Source organism: Massilia timonae CCUG 45783 (assembly GCF_000315425.1).
Classification (GTDB): Bacteria; Pseudomonadota; Gammaproteobacteria; order Burkholderiales; family Burkholderiaceae_D; genus Telluria; species Telluria timonae.
In genome coordinates, this window is record NZ_JH992923.1 from 262,276 (window position 1) to 283,710 (window position 21,435).

The following is a 21,435-nucleotide window of genomic DNA, read 5'->3' on the forward strand; positions in this document are numbered from 1 at the left end:
ATGGCAATTGAAGGCGTATTAAACGAAGGTTTCATCACCACCACAGCCGACAAGCTGATCAACTGGGCGCGTACCGGGTCGATGTTCCCGATGACGTTCGGTCTGGCCTGCTGCGCGGTCGAGATGATGCACGTGGGCGCGGCCCGCTACGACATGGACCGCTTCGGCATCGTGTTCCGTCCATCGCCGCGTCAGTCCGACGTGATGATCGTCGCCGGCACTCTGTGCAACAAGATGGCGCCGGCGCTGCGCAAGGTCTACGACCAGATGGCCGAGCCGCGCTGGGTGATCTCGATGGGTTCCTGTGCCAACGGCGGCGGCTACTACCACTATTCCTACTCGGTGGTGCGCGGCTGCGATCGCATCGTCCCGGTCGATGTGTACGTGCCAGGCTGCCCGCCGACTGCCGAAGCTCTGCTCTACGGCATCATGCAGCTCCAGAACAAGATCAAGCGCACCAATACCATCGCGCGCTAAAAACGGACGGCGTACTCCATGACGACAAAACTCGAGACCCTTGAACTCGCCCTGAAAAATGCACTGGGCGAGGGCGCTGCCATTTCGGCGGCGCTGGGCGAAGTGACGGTGGTGGTCAAGGCAACTGATTACATCAAGACCATGACCACCCTGCGCGACGATCCGCAATTGGCGTTCGAACAGATGATCGACCTGTGCGGCGTCGACTATTCGACCTATGGCGAAGGCACCTATGAAGGTCCGCGCTTCGCGGTCGTCGTTCACCTGCTTTCCCTGGCGAAGAACTGGCGCGTCCGCGTGCGCGTGTTCTGCCCGGACGACGACATGCCGCTGGTCGAATCGATCACCGGCATCTGGCGCGCCGCCAACTGGTTCGAGCGCGAAGCGTTCGACATGTACGGCATCCTGTTCGACGGCCACGGCGACCTGCGCCGCATCCTGACCGACTATGGCTTCATCGGCCACCCGTTCCGCAAGGACTTCCCGATCTCGGGCTATGTCGAAATGCGCTACGACCCGGAACAGAAACGCGTGATCTACCAACCCGTCACGATCGAGCCGCGCGAGAACATCCCGCGCGTGATTCGCGAAGAGACCTACGGGACGAAATAATGGCTGAGCTTAAGAACTACACCCTGAACTTTGGTCCGCAGCACCCGGCAGCGCACGGCGTGCTGCGCCTGGTGCTGGAACTCGACGGCGAGGTGATCCAGCGCGCCGACCCGCACATCGGCCTGCTGCACCGCGGTACCGAGAAGCTGGCCGAAACCCGCACCTACCTCCAGTCGGTTCCTTACATGGACCGCCTCGACTACGTGTCGATGATGTGCAACGAGCACGGCTACGTGCTGGCGATCGAAAAGCTGCTCGGCATCGAAGCGCCGATCCGCGCCCAGTACATCCGCACCATGTTCGACGAGATCACCCGCATCCTGAACCACCTGATGTGGCTGGGCGCGCACGCGCTGGACATCGGCGCGATGGGCCCGTTCCTGTACTGCTTCCGCGACCGCGAAGACCTGTTCGACGTGTATGAAGCGGTGTCGGGCGCGCGCATGCACGCGGCCTATTACCGTCCGGGCGGCGTGTATCGCGACCTGCCGGACACCATGCCGCAGCACAAGCAGTCGCCGATCAGGAGCGCCAAGGCGATCGCCGAGCTGAACGAACACCGCCAGGGTTCGGTCATCGACTTCCTCGACGCCTTCACCAAGCGCTTCGACGGCTATGTCGACGAATACGAGACCCTGTTGACCGATAACAGGATTTGGAAGCAGCGTACCGTCGGCATCGGTGTGGTGTCGCCGGAAGACGCGAAAGCCATGGGCTTCACCGGCGCCATGCTGCGCGGCTCGGGCATCGCCTGGGACTTGCGCAAGCACCAGCCGTACGCCGCCTACGACAAGGTCGAGTTCGACATCCCGGTCGGCACCAACGGCGACTCGTACGACCGCTACCTGGTGCGCGTGGAAGAACTGCGCCAGTCGAACCGCATCATCAAGCAGTGCCTGGCCTGGCTGCGCGCCAACCCGGGCCCGGTGATGATCGACAACAACAAGATCGCGCCGCCAAGCCGGATGGACATGAAGTCCAATATGGAATCGCTGATCCACCACTTCAAGCTGTTCACCGAAGGCTTCCACGTCCCCGAGGGCGAGGCCTATGCCGCGGTCGAGCACCCGAAGGGCGAGTTCGGCATCTATATCGTCTCCGACGGCGCCAACAAGCCATACCGCCTGAAAATCCGCACTCCGGACTACGTCCACCTGCAGAGCCTCGACGAGATGGCACGCGGCCACATGATCGCTGACGCGGTGGCCATCATCGGTACCCAGGACATCGTGTTCGGCAGTATCGACCGGTAAAAAGAGGGCAGAGAGAAGACTATGTTATCCGCGCAGTGCTATCAAAAAATCGATCGCGAGCTGGCCAAGTACCCAGCCGATCAACGCCAGTCGGCCGTGATGGCTTCGCTGGCCCACGCCCAGGTCGAACTGGGCTGGCTGTCGCCTGACACCATGCAAGAGATCGCCGACTACATCGGCATGCCGGCCATCGCCGTGCAGGAAGTGGCGACTTTCTACAATATGTTCAACATCAAGCCGGTCGGCAAGCACAAGATCACCGTGTGCACCAACCTGCCATGCGCCTTGTCGGGCGGTGAACGCGCCGGCCAGTTCCTGAAGGACAAGCTGGGCATCGACTACCGCGACACCACCGAAGACGGCCAGTTCACCCTGCTCGAAGGCGAGTGCATGGGCGCCTGCGGCGACGCGCCGGTCATGCTGGTGAATAACCATCGCATGTGTTCGTTCATGAGCGACGCCAAGATCGACGCCCTGGTAGAGGAACTCAAGAAATGACCAGCCTGCACGACCGTCACATCAAACCGCTGATCCTCGCCAACCTTAACGGCGAAAACTGGCACCTGGCCGACTACGTCAAGCGTGGCGGCTATTCGGCGCTGCGCCGCATCATCGAAGAAAAGATCACGCCGGAACAGATCATCGCCGACATGAAAGCCTCAGGCCTGCGTGGCCGCGGCGGCGCCGGCTTCCCGACCGGCCTGAAGTGGAGCTTCATGCCGCGCCAGTTCCCGGGCCAGAAATACCTCGTCTGCAATACCGACGAAGGCGAGCCGGGCACGTTCAAGGACCGCGACATCATCCGCTACAACCCGCATGCGCTGATCGAAGGCATGGCCATCGGCGCCTACGCGATGGGCATCACCGTGGGTTACAACTACATCCACGGCGAGATCTTCCAGGACTACCTGCGTTTCGAAGAAGCGCTGGAAGAAGCGCGCGCGGCGGGCTTCCTGGGCAATAACATCATGGGCAGCGAGTTCAGCTTCCAGCTGCATGCGCACCACGGCTACGGCGCCTATATCTGCGGCGAAGAAACCGCGTTGCTCGAGTCGCTCGAAGGCAAGAAGGGCCAGCCGCGCTTCAAGCCGCCATTCCCGGCTTCATTCGGCCTGTATGGCAAGCCGACCACGATCAACAACACCGAAACCTTCGCGGCCGTCCCGTTCATCCTGAACATCGGCGCCGAAAACTACATGGCGCTGGGCAAACCGAACAACGGCGGCACCAAGATCTTCTCGATCTCGGGCGACGTCGAGCGTCCGGGCAACTACGAAGTCCCGCTGGGCACGCCATTCGCGACCCTGATGGAACTGGCTGGCGGCATGCGCGGCGGCAAGAAGATCAAGGCCGTGATTCCTGGCGGTTCGTCAGCGCCGGTGGTGCCGGGCGACCTCATGATGCAGACCGACCTCGACTACGATTCGATCGCGAAAGCCGGTTCGATGCTGGGTTCGGGCGCCGTCATCGTCATGGACGAGACCCGCTGCATGGTCAAGTCGCTGCTGCGCCTGTCGTACTTCTACTATGAAGAGTCGTGCGGCCAGTGCACCCCGTGCCGTGAAGGCACCGGCTGGATGTACCGCATGGTCCACCGCATCGAGAATGGCCAGGGCCGTCCGGAAGACATGGACCTGCTGAACAATATCGCCGACAACATCAAGGGCCGCACCATCTGCGCGCTCGGCGATGCGGCAGCGATGCCGGTCCAGGCGATGATCAAGCACTTCCGCCAGGAATTTGAATATCACATCGAGCACAAGCACTGCCTCGTGCCCGCATACCTTTAAACCAGGTCAGGTAACGATCAAATGGTTGAAATCGAATTAGACGGCAAGAAAGTCGAAGTCCCACCAGGTTCCATGGTGATGGACGCCGCAAACAAACTCGGCACCTACATCCCGCACTTCTGCTATCACAAGAAATTGTCGATCGCCGCGAACTGCCGCATGTGCCTGGTCGAAGTGGAAAAGGCGCCGAAGCCGCTGCCAGCCTGCGCCACCCCGGTCTCGCCGGGCATGGTCGTGCGCAGCCACAGCGACAAGGCCGTGCAGGCGCAGAAGTCGGTGATGGAATTTCTGCTCATTAACCACCCGCTGGATTGCCCGATCTGCGACCAGGGCGGCGAATGCCAGCTGCAGGACCTGGCCGTCGGCTACGGCAAGAGCGGCTCGCGCTACGAAGAAGAAAAACGCGTGGTGGCCCCGAAAGAGGCCGGTCCGCTGATCTCGATGGAAGAGATGTCGCGCTGCATCCAGTGCACCCGTTGCGTGCGTTTCGGCCAGGAAGTAGCCGGCGTCATGGAATTCGGCATGCTGGGCCGCGGCGAGCACTCCGAGATCACCACCTTCGTCGGCAAGACCGTCGACTCGGAAGTGTCTGGCAACATGATCGACCTGTGCCCGGTCGGCGCGCTGACCAGCAAGCCGTTCCGCTACTCGGCACGTCCATGGGAACTGCAGCGCCGCAAGTCGGTGTCGCCGCACGATTCGCTGGGCGCCAACCTGATCGTCCAGGTCAAGGGCGGCAAGGTGATGCGCGTGCTGCCGCTCGAGAACGAAGCGGTCAACGAGTGCTGGCTGTCGGACAAGGAGCGTTTCTCGTACGAGGCGCTGGACAATGCCGATCGTCTCACCAAGCCGATGATCAAGCAGGACAACAAGTGGATCGAGACCGAGTGGTCGACCGCCCTTGAATATGTCGCCCACGGCCTGCGCAATATCCGCCACGAGCACGGCGCCGACAGCCTCGCGGCCGTCGCCACCGCCCACTCGACCGTGGAAGAACTGTACCTGCTGAACAAGGCCTTCCGTGGCTTCGGTTCGGAGAACGTCGACTTCCGCCTGCGCCAGAGCGATTTCGCACTGGACGGCCAGGTGACCCCATGGCTCGGCATGCCGATCGCGCAACTGTCGACGCTGAAGCGCGCGCTGGTCATCGGTTCCTTCCTGCGCAAGGATCACCCGCTGGCCACCACCCGCCTGCGCGCCGCCACCAAGGCCGGCCTGCGTCTGTCGGTGCTGGGTGGCAGCGATGAAGAACTGCTGATGAAGGTCGCTCACAAGCTGGTCGCCGCACCGAGCGACTGGCTGGTCGCCCTGTCGGAAGTCGTGGTCGCCATCGCCGCCGACAAGAACATCGCCGTCCCGGCCGGCTTCGAGAACATCGAAGCGTCGGAGCAGGCGAAAGCCATCGCCGCCTCGCTGGTCGTCGTCGGTGACGTCGAGGTGCCGGGCGCGATCCTGCTGGGCAACGCCGCCGCACAACACCCGCAAGCCTCGAAGATCCACGCCGCGGCGCAATGGATCGCCGAGCAGACCGGTTGCTCGTTCGGCTACCTGGTCGAAGCCGCCAACTCGGTCGGCGGCCACCTGGTGGGCGCCACCTCGGGCAAGAAGGAATCGCTGTTCGCGACGCCGAAGAAAGCCTATGTGCTGCTGAACGCGGAACCGGAACTGGATGCGGCCAACCCGCAGCAAGCCGTCGCCGCGCTGCAGCAGGCCGAAATGGTGGTCGCGATGTCGGCCTTCAAGCACGGCATGGACTACGCCGACGTGCTGCTGCCGATCGCGCCGTTCTCGGAAACCTCGGGCACTTTTGTCAACTGCGAAGGCCGCGCACAGAGCTTCAACGGCACCGTGCGTCCGCTGGGCGACGCGCGTCCAGCCTGGAAAGTGCTGCGCGTGCTGGGCAACCTGCTGGGCCTGACCGGCTTCGACTACGAGACCTCGGAATCGATCCGCGACGAAGCCTTCGGCAAGGGCAATACCGACCTGTCGGCCAAGCTGAGCAACAAGGCGAGCCTGGCGCCAACCGCGGGCAGCTATGCCCCGGCCGGTCAGCTCGAGCGCCTGACCGACGTGCCGGTGTACTTCACCGATGCGCTGGCCCGCCGCTCCGAGCCGCTGCAGCGCACCGCCGACGCGAATGCGCCGCTGGTGACCCTGTCGAAGGCCGTCGCCGAATCGATCGGCGTGAACGCCGGCGACAAGGTCAAGGTCACCCAGGGTAGCGGCTCGGCCGTCCTGGTCGCCAATATCGACAAGACGCTGCCGTCGAACGCGGTGCGTGTCGCCGCCGGCCATCCGGCTGTGAGCGGCCTGGGCGCCATGTTCGGTTCCATCCAAGTTGAAAAAGCAGGGGAGGGCAAGTAATGGCAACGCCCGGTTACATCGATTCATTCAACGCCGGCGGCGCCGACCTGCTCGGCCCGGTCTGGCCGCTGGTCTGGACCATCATCAAGATCGTCGCCGTCGTCGCGCCGCTGATGATCGCGATCGCCTACGCCACCCTGTGGGAACGTAAATTCATCGGCTGGATCCAGATCCGTATCGGCCCGAACCGCGTCGGCCCTGGCGGCCTGCTGCAGCCGATGGCCGACGGCCTGAAGCTGCTGATCAAGGAAATCGTGATCCCGGCCAAGGCGAACCGCAACCTGTTCGTCATCGGCCCGATCATGACCATCATGCCGGCGCTGGCCGCCTGGTCGGTGGTGCCGTTCGGCCCGCAGTTCGCGCTGGCCGACGTCAACGCCGGCGTGCTGCTGCTGCTGGCGATCACCTCGGTCGAAGTCTACGGCATCATCATCGCCGGCTGGGCCTCGAACTCGAAGTACTCGTTCATGGGCGCGATGCGCGCCTCGGCCCAGATGATCTCGTACGAAATCCCGATGGGCTTCGTGCTGGTGGTCGTGCTGATGGTGTCGGGCACCCTGAACCTGTCGGGCATCGTCGCCGGCCAGCAAGTGGGCATGTTCGCCGACATGGGCATCAATTTCCTGTCGTGGAACTGGCTGCCGCTGTTCCCGCTGTTCATCATCTACCTCGTGTCGGGCCTGGCCGAGTGCGGTCGTCACCCGTTCGACGTGATCGAAGGCGAATCGGAAATCGTGGCCGGCCACATGGTCGAGTACTCGGGCATGTCGTACGCGATGTTCATGCTGGCCGAATACGGCAACATGATCCTGATCGGTACCCTGGCTTCGCTGTTCTTCATGGGCGGCTGGTCGGCGCCGTTCGCCTTCCTCGAAGTGGGCGGCACCATTGGCGGCTTCATCGGCTTCTTCTGGCTGTTCCTGAAGGCCTTCCTGTTCGTGACCTTCTTCATCTGGGTGCGCGGTACCTTCCCACGCTACCGCTATGACCAGATCATGCGCCTGGGCTGGAAAGTGTTCATCCCGCTGACCCTGATCTGGCTGGTCGTCGTCGCCGTCTGGATGCAGACGCCGTGGAATATTTGGAAGTAAGGAACGCACAATGTCCAGAATGAAAGAAATCCTCGGTAGCCTGATGCTGACCGAGTTGATCAAGGGCCTTGCCCTGACCGGGAAATATGCGCTGTCGCGCAAGATCACGGTCCAGTACCCGGAAGAAAAGACCCCCATGTCGAACCGCTTCCGCGGCCTGCATGCGCTGCGTCGCTACCCCAACGGGGAAGAGCGCTGCATCGCCTGCAAGCTGTGCGAAGCGGTGTGCCCGGCCATGGCGATCACGATCGAATCAGCGCAGCGCGATGACGGCACCCGCCGCACCACGCGCTACGACATCGACCTGACCAAGTGCATCTTCTGCGGCTTCTGCGAAGAATCGTGCCCGGTCGACTCGATCGTGGAAACCCACGTGCTGGAATACCACGGCGAGAAACGCGGCGATCTCTACTACACCAAAGAGATGCTGCTCGCCGTCGGCGACCGCTACGAAGCCGACATCGCCGCCGCCCGCGAGGCGGACGCGAAGTACCGCTAAAACATAAGGGTCCTGGGTAAGTCATGACATTTACAACTGTTCTGTTCTACGTGTTTGCGGCCATCATGGTGCTGGCCGCACTGCGCGTCATCACCGCCAAGAATCCGGTCCACGCCGCGCTGTTCCTGGTGCTGGCCTTCTTCAACGCGGCCGGCATCTGGCTGCTGCTGAAGGCCGAATTCCTCGCCATCGTGCTGGTGCTGGTCTATGTGGGCGCCGTCATGGTGCTGTTCCTCTTCGTCGTCATGATGCTCGACATTAATATCGACCGCATGCGCGAAGGCTTCTGGGGCTATCTGCCCCTGGCGTCCGGCATCGGCGCCCTGATCGTGCTGGAGATGGCCGCCGTGCTGTGGCGCGGTTTCGTCGACTTCGAGCAGACGCCCGAAGCGGCCGCCCTGAACATTGGCGGCACCAAGGAACTGGGCCTGCAGATCTACACCAAGTACATCTACGGCTTCGAGATCGCCGCCGTGGTGCTGCTGGTGGCGATCATCGCCGCCGTCGCCCTGACCCTGCGCAAGCGCAAGGACACCAAAGCCATCGACCCGGGCCAAGCGGTTCGCGTCAAGCGTAACGACCGCCTGAAGATCGTCAAGGTCGAAACGGTCAACCAGCGCGCCATCGACGCAGCGAACGTCGAGAAGGCCGCCGCAGCCGCTGCTGCTGCCGCTGCCGCCGCAGAACCGAAGGAGCCAAAATGACCTTGTCGCTCGCACACTACCTGATCCTGGGCGCGATCCTGTTCGCGATCTCGGTGGTCGGCATCTTCCTGAACCGGAAAAACATCATCATCCTGCTGATGGCCATCGAATTGATGCTGCTGGCGGTGAACCTGAACTTCATCGCGTTTTCCCATTACCTGGGCGACGCGGCGGGGCAGATTTTCGTGTTCTTCATCCTGACCGTCGCTGCCGCCGAATCCGCAATCGGCCTGGCAATCCTGGTGGTCCTGTTCCGTAACCTGGACACGATCAACGTGGAAGACCTCGACAGCCTTAAAGGCTGATGAGCTCGTCTCGATAACACATAACGAATAAGGTTCAACATGGCGGGGCAAATTTCAACCTCACTCTTACTGGCGGTGCCTCTGGCGCCGCTGGCAGGCTCGGCGATCGCCGGCCTGCTCGGTACCAAGTTCCTGGGCAATGTGGTCGGTCGCAAGGTGTCGCATACGGCGACCATCCTGGGCGTGCTGATCGCGCTGATCATCTCGGTGCAGACCCTGATGGCCACGCTCGACGGCTTCAAGCTGAATGAAGACATCTACACCTGGATGACGGTCGGCACGCTGAAGCTCGCCGTCGGCTTCCAGATCGACACCCTGACCGCGATGATGATGTGCGTCGTGACCTCGGTGTCGCTGATGGTCCACATCTACACGATCGGCTATATGGCGGAAGACGACGGCTACAACCGCTTCTTCTCGTACATCTCGCTGTTCACGTTCGCGATGCTGATGCTGGTCATGTCCAACAACTTCCTGCAGCTGTTCTTCGGCTGGGAAGCGGTGGGTCTGGTCTCGTACCTCCTGATCGGCTTCTGGTATACCCGTCCGACCGCGATCTTCGCCAACATGAAGGCCTTCCTGGTCAACCGTGTCGGCGACTTCGGCTTCATCCTCGGCATCGGCCTGCTGCTGGCCGCGTCGGGTTCGATGAACTACACCGAAGTGTTCGCGCAAGCCGACCAGTTGGCCACCATGACCGTGCCGGGCACCGACTGGCCACTGCTGACCGCCGCCTGCATCTGCCTGTTCATCGGCGCGATGGGCAAGTCGGCGCAGTTCCCGCTGCACGTGTGGCTGCCTGACTCGATGGAAGGCCCGACCCCGATCTCGGCACTGATCCACGCCGCGACCATGGTTACCGCCGGCATCTTCATGGTGTCGCGCATGTCGCCGCTGTTCGAGCTGTCGGATGGCGCACTCTCCTTCATCATCGTCATCGGTTCGATCACCGCGCTGTTCATGGGCTTCCTGGGCATCATCCAGAACGACATCAAGCGCGTGGTCGCTTACTCGACCTTGTCGCAGCTCGGTTACATGACCGTGGCGCTGGGCGTGTCGGCCTACTCGGTCGCCGCCTTCCACCTGATGACCCACGCCTTCTTCAAGGCGCTGCTGTTCCTTGGCGCCGGCTCGGTCATCATCGGCATGCACCACGACCAGGACATGCGCAACATGGGCGGCCTGCGCAAGTACATGCCGATCACCTGGATCACTTCGCTGATCGGTTCGCTGGCCCTGATCGGTACCCCATTGTTCTCGGGCTTCTACTCGAAGGACTCGATCATCGAGGCGGTGCACGCAAGTAACCTGCCGGGCTCGGGCTTCGCCAACTTCGCGGTGCTGGCCGGCGTGTTCGTCACGGCGTTCTACTCGTTCCGTATGTATTTCCTGGTGTTCCATGGCGAAGAGCGTTTTGGCAAGGCACATGCACACGATCATCATGACGATCATGCGCATGCCAAAGCCGCCGCGCACGACCACGCCGATCCGCACGCACTGCACGATTCGGGCGCGCACCATGAGGAAGACGCGCACGACGACCATCACCACCACGGTCTGGCCCCGGGCCAGAAGCCGCACGAGTCGCCTTGGGTCGTGACCTTGCCGCTGATCCTGCTGGCGATCCCGTCGGTCATCGTCGGCTACCTGGCGATCGGTCCTATGTTGCACGGTAACTTCTTCGATGGCGTGATCACCGTCAATCCTGCTCACCCTGCGATGGCGGAACTGGGCGAGATGTTCCATGGCGCCGGCGCGATGGCCCTGCACGGCCTGCAGACCGCACCGTTCTGGCTGGCACTGGCAGGCGTCGTTGCCGCCTACTACTGCTATATGGTCAATCCGCGCGTGCCGGCCTGGTTCTACGCCAAGCTCAAGCCGCTGCACACCCTGCTGGACAACAAGTACTACATGGATGCGTTCAACCAGAAGTTCTTCGCTGGCGGCGCACTCGGCGTGGGCAAGGGCCTGTGGAATGTCGGCGACCGCGGCCTGATCGACGGCCTGGTCGTCAACGGCAGCGCCAAACTGGTGGCCTGGTTCTCGACCATCACCAAGCGCGCGCAGACCGGTTACATCTATCACTATGCGTTCGTGATGATCGTCGGCGTACTGGCAGCGATGCTGTACTTCTTCCCGTTCTGGCGCGGTTAATCACAGGCAGAGATAAAGAAAAATGATGCAGTCAACAATTTCTACGTTTCCACCGTACCTGAGCCTGGCGATCTGGCTCCCGATCCTGTTCGGCGTGCTGGTCCTGGCCATCGGCCGCGACAAGAACGCCGGGATGGTGCGCATGATGTCGCTGGTCGGCGCCGTCGTCAGCCTGCTGCCGACGATCCCGCTGATCGCCAATTTCGACAACGCCGCCCACGGCATGCAGTTCTATGAACAGGCGGCCTGGATCGAGCGCTTCAACGTCTTCTACCGCCTCGGCGTGGACGGCCTGTCGCTGTGGTTCGTGCCGCTGACCGCCTTCATCACCATCATCGTGGTGCTGGCGGCGTGGCAGGTGATCGAAGAGCGCGTGGCCCAGTACATGGGCTCGTTCCTGATCCTGTCGGGCCTGATGATCGGCGTGTTCTGCGCGCTGGACGGCCTGCTGTTCTACTTCTTCTTCGAAGCCACCCTGATCCCGATGTACATCATCATCGGCGTGTTCGGCGGCCCGAACCGGGTGTATGCGGCATTCAAGTTCTTCCTGTACACCTTCTTCGGTTCGCTGCTGACCCTGGTCGCGATCGTCTACCTGTACACCCAGTCGCAAACGTTCGACATCCTGGCCTGGCATCAGTTGCCGCTGACGATGAAAGAGCAGATCCTGATCTTCATCGCCTTCTTCATGGCCTTCGCCGTGAAAGTGCCGATGTGGCCGGTGCACACCTGGCTGCCGGATGCCCACGTCGAAGCGCCGACCGGCGGTTCGGTCGTGCTGGCCGCGATCATGCTGAAGCTGGGCGCCTACGGTTTCCTGCGGTTCTCGCTGCCGATCACCCCGGACGCATCGCAATACCTGGCGCCGGTCGTCATCGGTCTGTCGCTGGTGGCCGTGATCTACATCGGCCTGGTGGCCCTGGTGCAGAAAGACATGAAGAAACTGGTCGCCTATTCGTCGATCGCGCACATGGGCTTCGTGACCCTGGGCTTCTTCATGTTCAACGACCTGGGCGTGCAGGGCGGCCTGATGCAGGCGATCTCGCACGGCTTCGTGTCGGGCGCGATGTTCCTGTGCATCGGCGTGCTGTACGACCGCGTGCACTCGCGTGAAATCGCCGACTACGGCGGCGTGGTCAACACCATGCCGAAGTTCGCCGCCTTCGCCGTGCTGTTCTCGATGGCCAATGCCGGCCTGCCGGCGACCTCGGGCTTCATCGGCGAGTTCATGGTGATCCTGGGCGCGGTCGAGTTCAACTTCTGGACCGGCGTCGCATCGGGCACCGCCCTGATCCTGGGCGCGGCTTACTCGCTGTGGATGGTCAAGCGCGTCGTGTTCGGCCCTGTCGCCAACAAGAAAGTCGCCGAGCTGACCGACCTGAACGGTCGCGAGTTCGCCATCCTGTCGGTGCTGGCAATCGCCACCCTGGCGATGGGCCTGTACCCGGCGCCGATCGCCGAGACCCTGCAAGTGTCGGTCACCGACCTGCTTCAGCACGTCGCAGTCAGCAAAGTGCCTCAATAAAACGCCATGAATGAAATGAACTCGACCCTGTTATCGGCTGCCGACACCAATCTGGCGCCGGTCTATGCCGAAATCTTCCTGCTGATCGCGACGTCCGCGATCTTGCTGATCGACCTGTTCCTGAAGGAAGGCAAGCGCAACCTGACCTATGGCCTGTCGCTGCTGGCGATCGGCGGCTGCGCGATCTTTTCCTTTATCGACTTCAACGGCGGCGCGACTGTCTATACGTTCAGTCATATGTACGTGTCGGATCCGATGTCGAACCTGCTCAAGCTGTTCACCTACCTGGCCACGGCCATGACCATCGTCTACTCGCGCCAGTACGCCGGCGACCGCGGCATGATGTCGGGTAACCTGGGCGGCGAGTTCTATTCGCTCGCGCTGTTCTCGATGCTGGGCCAGATGATCATGATCTCGGGTAACAGCATGCTGTCGATCTACCTGGGCCTGGAACTGATGTCGCTGTCGCTGTACGCGCTGGTTGCGCTGCGCCGCGACCACGCGGTCTCGACCGAAGCCGCGATGAAGTACTTCATCCTCGGCGCCCTGGCATCGGGCTTCCTGCTGTACGGCATCTCGATGATCTACGGCGCGACCGGTTCGCTCGACATCAATGCGATCGCCCAGATCACCGCAGCCGAAGGCGCGAATCGCACCATCCTGGTGTTCGGCCTGGTGTTCGTGGTGGCCGGCCTGGCTTTCAAGCTGGGCGTGGTGCCGTTCCACATGTGGGTGCCGGACGTCGTGCAGGGTTCGCCGACCGCCGTGACCCTGCTGCTGGGCGGCGCGCCGAAGATCGCCACCTTCGCCATCGTGATCCGCCTGCTGGCCGAAGCGCTGCCGTCGATGGCCTTCGACTGGCAGCAGATGCTGCTGGTGGTCGCCGTGCTGTCGCTGGCCTTCGGTAACGTCACCGCGATCGCGCAGACCAATATCAAGCGCATGTTGGCGTATTCGACCATCGCGCAGATGGGCTTCGTGGTGCTGGCCCTGGTGGTCGGCAACGTCGACGGCGACACCACCAATGCCGCCGCTGCCTACAGCGCCGCGATGTACTACACCATCATCTACGTGCTGACCACGGTGGGCACCTTCGGCCTGATCATGATGCTGGCGCGCGCCGGCCACGAGGCGGAACTGATCAGCGACTTCAAGGGTCTCGGCAAGCGCAGCCCATGGTTCGCGATTGTCGCCACGATCCTGATGTTCTCGCTGGCCGGCGTGCCGCCGATGGTGGGCTTCATCGCCAAGTACGCCGTGATCCAGGCCGTCGCCAACGCCGGCATGGTGTGGCTGGCCGTCGTGGCCGTGATGTTCTCGCTGATCGGCGCGTTCTACTACCTGCGCATCGTCAAGACGATCTGGTTCGACGAAGCGGTGGACACCGCCGCCATCTCGACCCCGACGGACATGCGCGTCATCATGTCGCTTAACGGCGTCGCCATCGTCGTGCTGGGCATCGTCCCGGGCGGCCTGCTGGCGATCTGCTACAGCGCCATGCAGGCGACCCTGGCGAACTGAGGCTGGCCATATGGATAGCTCGCTGGCCGCATTGCTGGTGATTGCCCTCGCGCTGGCGGGGGCCAATCTGCCGTTCGTGAACGAGCGCCTGTTCGGGCTCGTGCCGGTCCCCGGCGGCAAGGGGGCAGGGGAGCCGCGCAACAAGGTCTTCGCGCTGCGCCTGCTCGAGCTGGTGGTGCTGTACTTCGTGGTCGGCCTGGTCGCCAAGCTGCTGGAATCGCGCATCGGTTCGGTGTTCGTGCAGACCTGGGAGTTTTATGCGGTCACCGGCTGCATGTTCCTGGTGCTGGCGTTTCCGGGCTTCGTGCTGCGGTATATGCGCAAGCGGCGCTAGATTAGTTAGGTAAAGCAAGCACGTCGTTCCCGCGCAGGCGGGAACCTAAGTTTGTCAGCGTATCGATAACGCGAGCACACTTGGGTTCCCGCCTCCGCGGGAAGTCTTTTTTTGCAGTGCCAAAAAAGACGTTTTTGGGCCAACGAATCTGGAAGCAGTGCAGGCTCCGCTGTCAGTGCGTTTGGCTTATGATTCTCACTATCTGCGTATCGTATGGAGTCCATAGTGTCGGATCTGAAAGAAACCCGCATCGACGGCGGCGTCGTCTACGACGGCCATTTCCTGAAAGTCGAGAAAGACCGCATCCGCCTGCCGGACGGCTCGGAGAGCCAGCGCGAGTTCTTCCGTCACCCTGGTGCGGTCGTGATCCTGCCGCTGCTGCCCGACGGCCGGGTGCTGCTCGAGCGCCAGTTCCGCTATCCGAACTCGCAGGTCTTCATCGAATTCCCGGCCGGGAAGATCGACCCGGGCGAAGACCACCTCGAATGCGCGAAGCGCGAGCTCAGGGAAGAAACCGGCTACACGGCGGGACGCTGGCGCTTCGTCTGCACCATCCATAACGCGATCGCCTATTCGGACGAGCACCTCGAGATCTTCGTGGCCGAAGACCTGAGCGCGGGCGAACAGCAGCTCGACGCGGGCGAATTCCTGGAGCTCTTCAGCGCCACCGTGCCCGAGCTGCTCGAGATGGTGCGCAAGGGCGAGATCACGGACGTGAAAACGATCATCGGCACCTTCTGGCTCGAGAAGATCCTGGCCGGCGACTGGACGCCTGCCTGACCATCATGCGGCCGTGTCGGAGCCTGGCCTTGCTGTCGGCCGCGTTGGGGATTCTGGCCGCCGCCCCGGCAGTAGCCCAGGCCCGCACCCCGTTCCAGGCGCAATGCGAGGACACCATCGGCGAGACGATCTCGGTCCTGTCCAGCCGCAGCGAAGGCTACCGCATCGACAACACGCGTTCCTACTTCGACCTGACCCGCCTGAAAGGCAGCGTGCGCCGTGGGTCCTGGGTGCTGGGCCTGACGCATACCGAGGCCCGGGTGAGCATCAAGGTCGGCGGGCGCATGTTGACGGACGGGGCCAGCGGCTACGAATGCGTGGCGCCGCGCATGGACGTCAACCTGTATTACGCGCCGATCGTGATCTATGTCAGCCGCGAGTTTCCGCCGGGATCGTGTTCGTACCGGGAAGTGCTGGCCCACGAGATGCGCCACCTGCAGACCTACCAGGATTTCCTGCCGAAGGCCGAAGCCATCGTGCGCGCCCGCCTGGCGGCGCGCTTCGCCGGCAAGCCGTTGTATGCGCCGATCGGCCAGGCACGATCTCTGCTCCAGCGCGAAGTCGACCGCAGCTGGATGCCCTACATTAAACGTGAGATGGAAAAAGTCGAAGTATTGCAGGCGGCCATTGATACGCCGCAGGAATACGCCCGCCTGGGCAAGGTTTGCGCAGGTGAGGTACAGTCTTTGCTTAGACAGGCATCACGAAGCAGTTCATGACCACCGAACAAGCAAACGAAACGAACACGGCAGTGCAGCAGCATGTCGCCCTCATTCCGGCGGCCGGCGTCGGCGCCCGCATGGCGGCCGGCAGTCCCAAGCAATACCTGGCCATCGGCGCCAAGCCCATGCTGCGTCACACGGTCGACGCGTTTCTATCCAGCCCGCTCATCGCCCACACCTATGTGGTGGTGAGCGCGGACGACCCCTTCATCGACGGCGTGCTGCCCGACGCAAGGGAGCCGGGCAGCCGGGTCACCGTGCTGCGCTGCGGCGGCGCCACCCGCATGGAGTCGATCCGCAACGGCCTGCATGCGCTGGCCGGCGTGCTCGGCGCACAAGACCGCGTGCTGGTGCACGACGCCGCCCGGCCGGGGCTGAACGCCGCGCTGATCGAACGCCTGATCGTCGAGACCGGCGACCACGCGGCCGGCGGCCTGCTGGCGCTGCCGGTGGTCGATACCGTCAAGCGCCGGGGCGACGACGGCGTCGCCACCGTCCCGCGCGACGGGCTGTGGCTGGCCCAGACCCCGCAAATGTTTTCCTACGCGCTGCTGTGCCGCGCGCTCGACGCGGCGCTCGACCCGGCCGCGATCACCGACGACGCCAGCGCCGTCGAGGCGCTGGGCCTGGCCCCGCGACTGGTCGAAGGCCATCCGCGCAACCTGAAAGTCACGCTGCCATCCGACATCCGCATCGCCGAGATGTACCTGGCGCTCGATTCCACCATTTGACCGACACGAACCACACACCATGGCACTCGCATCCTACAACCCCCATCCTCCGTTTCGCATCGGCACCGGCTACGACAACCACGCGCTGGTCGAAGGCCGCAAGCTGATCGTCGGCGGCGTCACCATTCCGCACCGCCTGGGCCTGCTGGGCCATTCCGACGCCGACGTGCTGCTGCATGCGATCATCGATTCGCTGCTGGGCGCGGCTGCGCTGGGGGACATCGGCAAGCACTTCCCGGACACCGACCCGATGTTCGCCGGCGCCGATTCGCGCACCCTGCTGCGCGAAGTCGCGCACCGGGTGTTGAACTCGGGCTACACCATCGGCAATATCGACGCCACCATCATCGCCCAGCAGCCGAAGATGGCGCCGCACATCCCGCTGATGGTCTCGCGCATCGCCGAAGACCTGGGCGTGTCGCCGCAGCAGGTGAACATCAAGGCCAAGACCAACGAAAAGCTGGGTTACCTGGGCCGCGAAGAAGGCATGGCGGCGCACTCGACCGCGCTGCTGATCCGGGCCGCCAACGAGGCGTCTTGAAGCGGTATTGACGGGCTTCGGCAAAGGTCGAAAAGGCAATCTATAATTGCCTGATGACCAACGCCAACCCGACACCGCCGTTCGATCCCTCTCCGCGCGCGGCCTGGACCCTGATCCTGGTCGCCAGCGCCATCATGATGATCACGATGGGCGCGCGGCTGACCAGCGGCCTGTTCCTGTCGCCGCTGAACACCGCGACCGGGCTCGGCGTGGCCAGCATCAGTTTCGTGATGGCGGTGGCCCAGCTGATGTGGGGCGCGGCCCAGCCGGTCTTCGGCGCCGTCGCCGACAAGTACGGGCCGGGCAGGGTGATCGCCCTCGGCGGCCTGATGCTGGCGGCGGGCACCGCCGCCACGCCCTTCGTCGATTCGCAGTGGGCGCTGCTGCTGACCATGGGCTTTCTCTCGGCGGCCGGGGCCGGCGCCGGCAGCTTCTCGATCCTGATCGGCGCTACCGCCCAGCGCCTGCCCGCCGAGCGGCGCGCCTTCGCCTCGGGTTTCATCAACGCCGGCGGCTCTTTCGGCCAGTTCGTGTTCGCGCCGCTGATGGGCGCCATCATCGCCGGCGCCGGCTGGATCTGGGCCATGCTCACCATGGCCGCCGCCACCTTGCTGACCATTCCGCTGGCCTGGCCGCTGCGCGGCAGGAAAGCCGCCGCTGCCTCTCCCGTCAGTCCTGCCGGCGCCGCGCCTGCCGCGTCCCAGCCGGCTCCGCCTTCGGTCTCGCTCGGCCAGCAGCTGCGCCAGGCCATGCGCGACCGCAGCTATATCTGCCTGCACCTGGGCTTCTTCACCTGCGGCTTCCACATCGCCTTCCTGGTCACCCACCTGCCGGGCGAGGTCGCGCTGTGCGGCCTGCCGGCCAGCGTCTCGGCCACGGCCCTGGCGCTGATCGGCCTGTTCAACATCGCCGGCAGCCTGGGCGCCGGGATGCTGGCTTCGCGCTACCGCATGAAGTCGCTGCTGTTCTGGATCTATGCCAGCCGCGCCGTGCTGGTCGCCTTGTACCTGCTGGCGCCGAAGACCGCATGGACCTTCTACCTGTTCGCCGCCGCGCTCGGGGCCACCTGGCTGGCCACCGTGCCGCCGACGGCCGGCCTGGTCGGCAAGCTGTTCGGCGTGCGCTACCTGGCCACGCTGTTCGGCATGACCCTGCTGTCGCACCAGATCGGCGGCTTCTTCGGCGCCTGGCTGGGCGGCCTGGCCATCGTGCACACGGGCGACTACAGCTGGATGTGGTATGCAGACATGGCGCTGGCGCTGGCCGCGGCCCTGGTGAACCTGCCGATCCGCGAAGCGGCGGTGGTGCGCCCGCCCAAGCTGGCGGGGGCCTAGGCGTGGCGCGCGACGCCTGGGCTTACCGCGAGGTGGCGGTCGAATCGGCATTGGATGCGCGCACCGGCAAGCCGCGCATCCGGCCGGTGTCGGGGCAAGCCTTCGCGACCGATATGCGGGTGCAGTGTTCGCGCAGCCTGCTCGATACGGCGCGCTATCCCCTGGGCACGCGCTTCCTGCTGTCGGTGCGCATCTCCGACCGCCAGGGGGGCGAGCCTTTCCTGTATGCCTGGCATGGCGACCCGGTGGCCGTCATGAGCAAGCCGCAGGTGAAGCGCTTCCTGGAGATGTACCGGCGCCTGCGGCTGTAGGCGAAAAAAAAGGCCGCGGAGCGCGGCCGTCGCGGTCTAGTCGACGCTGGGAGGAGGGACGCCGGTCCCGGTGGCCAGCACGAACAGGCTCAGGGCGATGCCGGCGCCGGCGATGGTCGCCAGCAGCGCCGCCGTGCGCGGCCTGGCGTTCTTATGCGAGCGCCAGGCGGCGTCGAGCAGGCCGATGCCGATCACCAGGTTCACGAACAGCATGGCGTCCATGGCCGATCAGTCCCAGTCCAGCGCGCCTTTTTTCCACTCGTAGGCCAGGCCGATGGTCAACAGGCCCAGGAACACCATCATGGCCCAGAAACCGGTCGAGCCGATATCGGTGACGACGACCGCCCACGGCACCAGGAAGGCCACTTCCAGGTCGAACAGGATGAACAGGATCGCGACCAGGTAGAAGCGCACGTCGAACTGCATGCGGGCGTCGCCGAAGGCCTCGAAGCCGCACTCGTAGGCGGACAGCTTCTGTTCATCGGGGCGATGCGGCCCCAGGACGCGGCCCAGGACCTGGGGCGCGACACCGACCAGGATGCCGATGATGATGAACATGAGGACGGGGAAGTATTCTTCGAGGTTCATGGTTCTGCTGCGCGATCAGGCGCGTGGGTTGATAAAGTCGGTAGTGCGGTGTTCCTTCCTGGAACGCTGCGCCGTGTCGGTCCGGCATCGCATGCGGCCCCGACGGGCAAGGTCGGGCCCGATTCTAACTGGATATGATCCTGTTGCCAACCAGGCATTTCCGTGCAGTTACCATGCAGTTGCTGTGTTTACGAGGGTATTTACAGGTGTTTTCCGTGTGCGACGCACCGCGCGAACGAAAGCCGCTATCATCGGAGGTTGGCAAAACGACCTCATCCCATAAAGGAATATCATGGCCTCGAAAAAAATCGCCGTCCTCGTCGGCAGCCTGCGCAAGGACTCGTACACCCGCCGCGTCGCCCATAGCCTGATCGCGCTGGCGCCGCAAGGACTCGAGCTCGCGATCGTCGAGCTGCGCGACCTGCCGCTGTATAACGAGGACGACGAGACCGATCCGCCCCCAAGCGCGTTCGCGGCCTTTCGCGACGCCATCCGCCAGGCCGACGGCATCCTGTTCTGCACCCCGGAATACAACCGCTCGGTGCCGGGCGCGTTGAAGAACGCGATCGACGTCGGCTCGCGCCCCTACGGCAAGGCGGCCTTCGCCGACAAGCCCTGCGCCATCGTCAGCGTCTCGCCGGGCGCGCTGGGCGGTTTCGGCGCCAACCACCACCTGCGCCAGATGCTGCCGTTCCTGAACATGCCGACCATGCCGGCGCCGGAAGCCTATGTCGGCGGCGTCGCCGGCAAGTACGAGGGGGATGAGCTGGTCGACGAATCGTCGCGCGCCTTCTTCCAGAAATTCATGGCCGCCTTTGCCGCCTGGGTGGAGCAGCATGCCAGATAAGGGTTCGCCTTCGCCGGCGGGACTCGACCCCAGATGATCCGCGCGACCGACAGCAAGATCGACAGCAAGTTCGTGCCGACGCCGCCGCGCGACCTGCCCACGCTGCTGGGCCGACCGCCGGACGGCTGGCGCGCGCGCATGTTCGACGTCATCTTCGGCACCGACACCCCGGCCGGGCGCCGCTTCGACATCGTGCTGGTGATCCTGATCCTGCTCAGCATCCTGGTCGTGATCCTCGACAGCGTGCCGGCCATCTACAGCCAGTATTCAGGCGTGACCTCGGTGCTCGAATGGGGCTTCACGCTGCTGTTTACGATCGAATACATCGCGCGCCTGGTGTGCGTGCAGCGCCCGCTGCGCTATGCGCGCAGCTTCTACGGGATCATCGACGTGGTGTCGGTGCTGCCGACCTACCTGTCGCTGCTGCTGCCCGGCAGCCAGGTGTTCCTGGACGTGCGCATCCTGCGCCTGCTGCGCGTATTCCGCATCTTCAAGCTGACCCTGTACATCGAGGAATACACGCGCCTGGGCGAAGCCCTGGTCGCCAGCCGGCGCAAGATCATGGTGTTCCTGTCGGTGGTGCTGATGCTGATCCTGATCCTCGGCACCGTGATGTACGTGGTCGAGGGGCCGGAGAACGGCTTCACCAGCATTCCGATGTCGATGTACTGGGCCACGGTGACCATCACCACCGTCGGCTACGGCGACATCGTGCCGCACACGCCGGTGGGCAAGGCGATCGCCTCGTTCATGGTGCTGCTGGGCTGGGGCATCCTGGCGGTGCCCACGGGGATCGTCTCGGCCGAGATGACGTCGCAGAAGATGTCGCGCCACGCCCCGCGCGGCACGCCGCGCCAGTGCGGCGCCTGCGGCAGCGGCGACCACGATCCGCGCGCCCACTTCTGCAAGGATTGCGGCGCGCCGCTGGCGCCGGCGCAAGGGTAGCGCTACG

General features: G+C 63.8%; 24 protein-coding genes. 22 read left to right on the forward strand and 2 right to left on the reverse strand.

Translation table 11 applies throughout. The annotated features are described in order from the left end of the window. The 20 genes from HMPREF9710_RS11295 to HMPREF9710_RS11390 all read left to right on the forward strand — a co-directional run bounded on the left by HMPREF9710_RS11295 (position 1) and on the right by HMPREF9710_RS11390 (position 19,048). Entirely contained in the window at positions 1-477 is a 477-nt protein-coding gene (locus HMPREF9710_RS11295; RefSeq protein ID WP_005666428.1) for a NuoB/complex I 20 kDa subunit family protein, read from the forward strand. 18 nt (positions 478-495) lie between these two features. Beyond that, complete coding sequence (locus HMPREF9710_RS11300; protein ID WP_005666430.1) at positions 496-1,089, forward strand: NADH-quinone oxidoreductase subunit C; 594 nt, start codon at positions 496-498, stop codon at positions 1,087-1,089. Beyond that, positions 1,089-2,342: an NADH-quinone oxidoreductase subunit D gene (locus HMPREF9710_RS11305; RefSeq protein WP_005666431.1), complete on the forward strand. Its 1,254-nt coding sequence runs from the start codon at positions 1,089-1,091 to the stop codon at positions 2,340-2,342. The genes HMPREF9710_RS11300 and HMPREF9710_RS11305 overlap by 1 nt, the downstream gene beginning before the upstream one ends. Positions 2,343-2,363: 21 nt before the next feature. Continuing rightward, a complete protein-coding gene (gene nuoE / locus HMPREF9710_RS11310; protein ID WP_005666433.1) occupies positions 2,364-2,840 on the forward strand; it encodes an NADH-quinone oxidoreductase subunit NuoE in 477 nt (158 codons plus the stop codon). After that, on the forward strand, positions 2,837-4,132 hold the full coding sequence (nuoF, locus tag HMPREF9710_RS11315; RefSeq protein ID WP_005666435.1) for an NADH-quinone oxidoreductase subunit NuoF: 1,296 nt from the start codon (positions 2,837-2,839) through the stop codon (positions 4,130-4,132). Before nuoE ends, nuoF begins: the two co-directional genes overlap by 4 nt. Before the next feature lie 21 nt (positions 4,133-4,153). Continuing rightward, positions 4,154-6,496 carry an NADH-quinone oxidoreductase subunit NuoG gene (gene nuoG / locus HMPREF9710_RS11320; RefSeq protein WP_005666436.1) on the forward strand — a complete coding sequence of 781 codons (2,343 nt, stop codon included), beginning with the start codon at positions 4,154-4,156 and terminating at the stop codon, positions 6,494-6,496. Further along, the gene (gene nuoH / locus HMPREF9710_RS11325; protein ID WP_005666438.1) at positions 6,496-7,587 is read left to right on the forward strand and encodes an NADH-quinone oxidoreductase subunit NuoH; all 1,092 of its coding nucleotides are present in this window, start codon (positions 6,496-6,498) and stop codon (positions 7,585-7,587) included. The genes nuoG and nuoH overlap by 1 nt, the downstream gene beginning before the upstream one ends. Before the next feature lie 10 nt (positions 7,588-7,597). Beyond that, positions 7,598-8,086 carry an NADH-quinone oxidoreductase subunit NuoI gene (gene nuoI / locus HMPREF9710_RS11330; protein ID WP_005666441.1) on the forward strand — a complete coding sequence of 163 codons (489 nt, stop codon included), beginning with the start codon at positions 7,598-7,600 and terminating at the stop codon, positions 8,084-8,086. Positions 8,087-8,109: 23 nt separating this feature from the next. Beyond that, the gene (locus tag HMPREF9710_RS11335) at positions 8,110-8,790 is read left to right on the forward strand and encodes an NADH-quinone oxidoreductase subunit J (protein WP_005666444.1); all 681 of its coding nucleotides are present in this window, start codon (positions 8,110-8,112) and stop codon (positions 8,788-8,790) included. Further along, positions 8,787-9,095 (forward strand): NADH-quinone oxidoreductase subunit NuoK, encoded by a 309-nt coding sequence (gene nuoK / locus HMPREF9710_RS11340; RefSeq protein WP_005666445.1) that lies wholly within the window; start codon positions 8,787-8,789, stop codon positions 9,093-9,095. The genes HMPREF9710_RS11335 and nuoK overlap by 4 nt, the downstream gene beginning before the upstream one ends. Positions 9,096-9,134: 39 nt before the next feature. Continuing rightward, complete coding sequence (nuoL, locus tag HMPREF9710_RS11345) at positions 9,135-11,249, forward strand: NADH-quinone oxidoreductase subunit L (RefSeq protein ID WP_005666447.1); 2,115 nt, start codon at positions 9,135-9,137, stop codon at positions 11,247-11,249. A 22-nt stretch (positions 11,250-11,271) separates the two neighbouring features. Next, positions 11,272-12,774 carry an NADH-quinone oxidoreductase subunit M gene (locus tag HMPREF9710_RS11350; RefSeq protein ID WP_005666449.1) on the forward strand — a complete coding sequence of 501 codons (1,503 nt, stop codon included), beginning with the start codon at positions 11,272-11,274 and terminating at the stop codon, positions 12,772-12,774. A 6-nt stretch (positions 12,775-12,780) separates the two neighbouring features. Next, the gene (gene nuoN, locus HMPREF9710_RS11355) at positions 12,781-14,295 is read left to right on the forward strand and encodes an NADH-quinone oxidoreductase subunit NuoN (protein ID WP_005666451.1); all 1,515 of its coding nucleotides are present in this window, start codon (positions 12,781-12,783) and stop codon (positions 14,293-14,295) included. Positions 14,296-14,305: 10 nt separating this feature from the next. Continuing rightward, positions 14,306-14,629, forward strand: coding sequence for a DUF2818 family protein (locus HMPREF9710_RS11360; protein ID WP_005666453.1), 324 nt, complete (start codon positions 14,306-14,308; stop codon positions 14,627-14,629). 222 nt (positions 14,630-14,851) lie between these two features. Then, positions 14,852-15,409, forward strand: a complete 558-nt coding sequence (locus HMPREF9710_RS11365; RefSeq protein ID WP_040776449.1) for an NUDIX domain-containing protein — start codon at positions 14,852-14,854, stop codon at positions 15,407-15,409. Between the two features lie 5 nt (positions 15,410-15,414). Continuing rightward, the gene (locus HMPREF9710_RS11370) at positions 15,415-16,128 is read left to right on the forward strand and encodes a membrane protein (RefSeq protein WP_040776130.1); all 714 of its coding nucleotides are present in this window, start codon (positions 15,415-15,417) and stop codon (positions 16,126-16,128) included. Then, on the forward strand, positions 16,125-16,862 hold the full coding sequence (gene ispD, locus HMPREF9710_RS11375) for a 2-C-methyl-D-erythritol 4-phosphate cytidylyltransferase (protein ID WP_005666459.1): 738 nt from the start codon (positions 16,125-16,127) through the stop codon (positions 16,860-16,862). Before HMPREF9710_RS11370 ends, ispD begins: the two co-directional genes overlap by 4 nt. Positions 16,863-16,881: 19 nt before the next feature. Continuing rightward, complete coding sequence (gene ispF / locus HMPREF9710_RS11380; protein WP_005666461.1) at positions 16,882-17,403, forward strand: 2-C-methyl-D-erythritol 2,4-cyclodiphosphate synthase; 522 nt, start codon at positions 16,882-16,884, stop codon at positions 17,401-17,403. Between the two features lie 53 nt (positions 17,404-17,456). Further along, positions 17,457-18,737: an MFS transporter gene (locus tag HMPREF9710_RS11385; RefSeq protein WP_005666463.1), complete on the forward strand. Its 1,281-nt coding sequence runs from the start codon at positions 17,457-17,459 to the stop codon at positions 18,735-18,737. A gap of 2 nt (positions 18,738-18,739) precedes the next feature. Then, complete coding sequence (locus HMPREF9710_RS11390; RefSeq protein ID WP_005666464.1) at positions 18,740-19,048, forward strand: hypothetical protein; 309 nt, start codon at positions 18,740-18,742, stop codon at positions 19,046-19,048. Between the two features lie 36 nt (positions 19,049-19,084). On the opposite strand, the gene HMPREF9710_RS11395 is transcribed toward HMPREF9710_RS11390, so the two are convergent. Both HMPREF9710_RS11395 and HMPREF9710_RS11400 read right to left on the reverse strand, forming a co-directional pair. Beyond that, entirely contained in the window at positions 19,085-19,270 is a 186-nt protein-coding gene (locus HMPREF9710_RS11395; RefSeq protein ID WP_005666467.1) for a hypothetical protein, read from the reverse strand. Between the two features lie 6 nt (positions 19,271-19,276). After that, positions 19,277-19,636, reverse strand: coding sequence for an NADH-quinone oxidoreductase subunit A (locus HMPREF9710_RS11400; RefSeq protein ID WP_005666469.1), 360 nt, complete (start codon positions 19,634-19,636; stop codon positions 19,277-19,279). Between the two features lie 292 nt (positions 19,637-19,928). On the opposite strand from HMPREF9710_RS11400, the gene HMPREF9710_RS11405 reads away from it, so the two are divergent. Together HMPREF9710_RS11405 and HMPREF9710_RS11410 are read left to right on the forward strand one after the other, a co-directional pair. After that, the gene (locus HMPREF9710_RS11405) at positions 19,929-20,483 is read left to right on the forward strand and encodes an NADPH-dependent FMN reductase (protein ID WP_005666471.1); all 555 of its coding nucleotides are present in this window, start codon (positions 19,929-19,931) and stop codon (positions 20,481-20,483) included. A gap of 33 nt (positions 20,484-20,516) precedes the next feature. After that, the gene (locus tag HMPREF9710_RS11410) at positions 20,517-21,428 is read left to right on the forward strand and encodes an ion transporter (protein ID WP_005666472.1); all 912 of its coding nucleotides are present in this window, start codon (positions 20,517-20,519) and stop codon (positions 21,426-21,428) included. Positions 21,429-21,435 lie beyond the last annotated feature (7 nt).

Bases quoted from the DNA above. Each gene is read 5' to 3' on its own strand.
- ispD (WP_005666459.1), top strand. From the start codon at position 16,125: ATGACCACCGAACAAGCAAACGAAACGAACACGGCAGTGCAGCAGCAT.
- HMPREF9710_RS11300 (WP_005666430.1), top strand. From the start codon at position 496: ATGACGACAAAACTCGAGACCCTTGAACTCGCCCTGAAAAATGCACTG.
- nuoI (WP_005666441.1), top strand. From the start codon at position 7,598: ATGTCCAGAATGAAAGAAATCCTCGGTAGCCTGATGCTGACCGAGTTG.
- HMPREF9710_RS11295 (WP_005666428.1), top strand. From the start codon at position 1: ATGGCAATTGAAGGCGTATTAAACGAAGGTTTCATCACCACCACAGCC.
- HMPREF9710_RS11410 (WP_005666472.1), top strand. From the start codon at position 20,517: ATGATCCGCGCGACCGACAGCAAGATCGACAGCAAGTTCGTGCCGACG.
- HMPREF9710_RS11335 (WP_005666444.1), top strand. From the start codon at position 8,110: ATGACATTTACAACTGTTCTGTTCTACGTGTTTGCGGCCATCATGGTG.
- HMPREF9710_RS11405 (WP_005666471.1), top strand. From the start codon at position 19,929: ATGGCCTCGAAAAAAATCGCCGTCCTCGTCGGCAGCCTGCGCAAGGAC.
- HMPREF9710_RS11350 (WP_005666449.1), top strand. From the start codon at position 11,272: ATGATGCAGTCAACAATTTCTACGTTTCCACCGTACCTGAGCCTGGCG.
- HMPREF9710_RS11360 (WP_005666453.1), top strand. From the start codon at position 14,306: ATGGATAGCTCGCTGGCCGCATTGCTGGTGATTGCCCTCGCGCTGGCG.
- nuoL (WP_005666447.1), top strand. From the start codon at position 9,135: ATGGCGGGGCAAATTTCAACCTCACTCTTACTGGCGGTGCCTCTGGCG.
- nuoF (WP_005666435.1), top strand. From the start codon at position 2,837: ATGACCAGCCTGCACGACCGTCACATCAAACCGCTGATCCTCGCCAAC.
- HMPREF9710_RS11400 (WP_005666469.1), bottom strand. From the start codon at position 19,636: ATGAACCTCGAAGAATACTTCCCCGTCCTCATGTTCATCATCATCGGC.
- nuoG (WP_005666436.1), top strand. From the start codon at position 4,154: ATGGTTGAAATCGAATTAGACGGCAAGAAAGTCGAAGTCCCACCAGGT.
- nuoN (WP_005666451.1), top strand. From the start codon at position 12,781: ATGAATGAAATGAACTCGACCCTGTTATCGGCTGCCGACACCAATCTG.
- HMPREF9710_RS11370 (WP_040776130.1), top strand. From the start codon at position 15,415: ATGCGGCCGTGTCGGAGCCTGGCCTTGCTGTCGGCCGCGTTGGGGATT.
- HMPREF9710_RS11305 (WP_005666431.1), top strand. From the start codon at position 1,089: ATGGCTGAGCTTAAGAACTACACCCTGAACTTTGGTCCGCAGCACCCG.
- HMPREF9710_RS11395 (WP_005666467.1), bottom strand. From the start codon at position 19,270: ATGGACGCCATGCTGTTCGTGAACCTGGTGATCGGCATCGGCCTGCTC.
- HMPREF9710_RS11385 (WP_005666463.1), top strand. From the start codon at position 17,457: ATGACCAACGCCAACCCGACACCGCCGTTCGATCCCTCTCCGCGCGCG.
- nuoK (WP_005666445.1), top strand. From the start codon at position 8,787: ATGACCTTGTCGCTCGCACACTACCTGATCCTGGGCGCGATCCTGTTC.
- nuoE (WP_005666433.1), top strand. From the start codon at position 2,364: ATGTTATCCGCGCAGTGCTATCAAAAAATCGATCGCGAGCTGGCCAAG.
- ispF (WP_005666461.1), top strand. From the start codon at position 16,882: ATGGCACTCGCATCCTACAACCCCCATCCTCCGTTTCGCATCGGCACC.
- nuoH (WP_005666438.1), top strand. From the start codon at position 6,496: ATGGCAACGCCCGGTTACATCGATTCATTCAACGCCGGCGGCGCCGAC.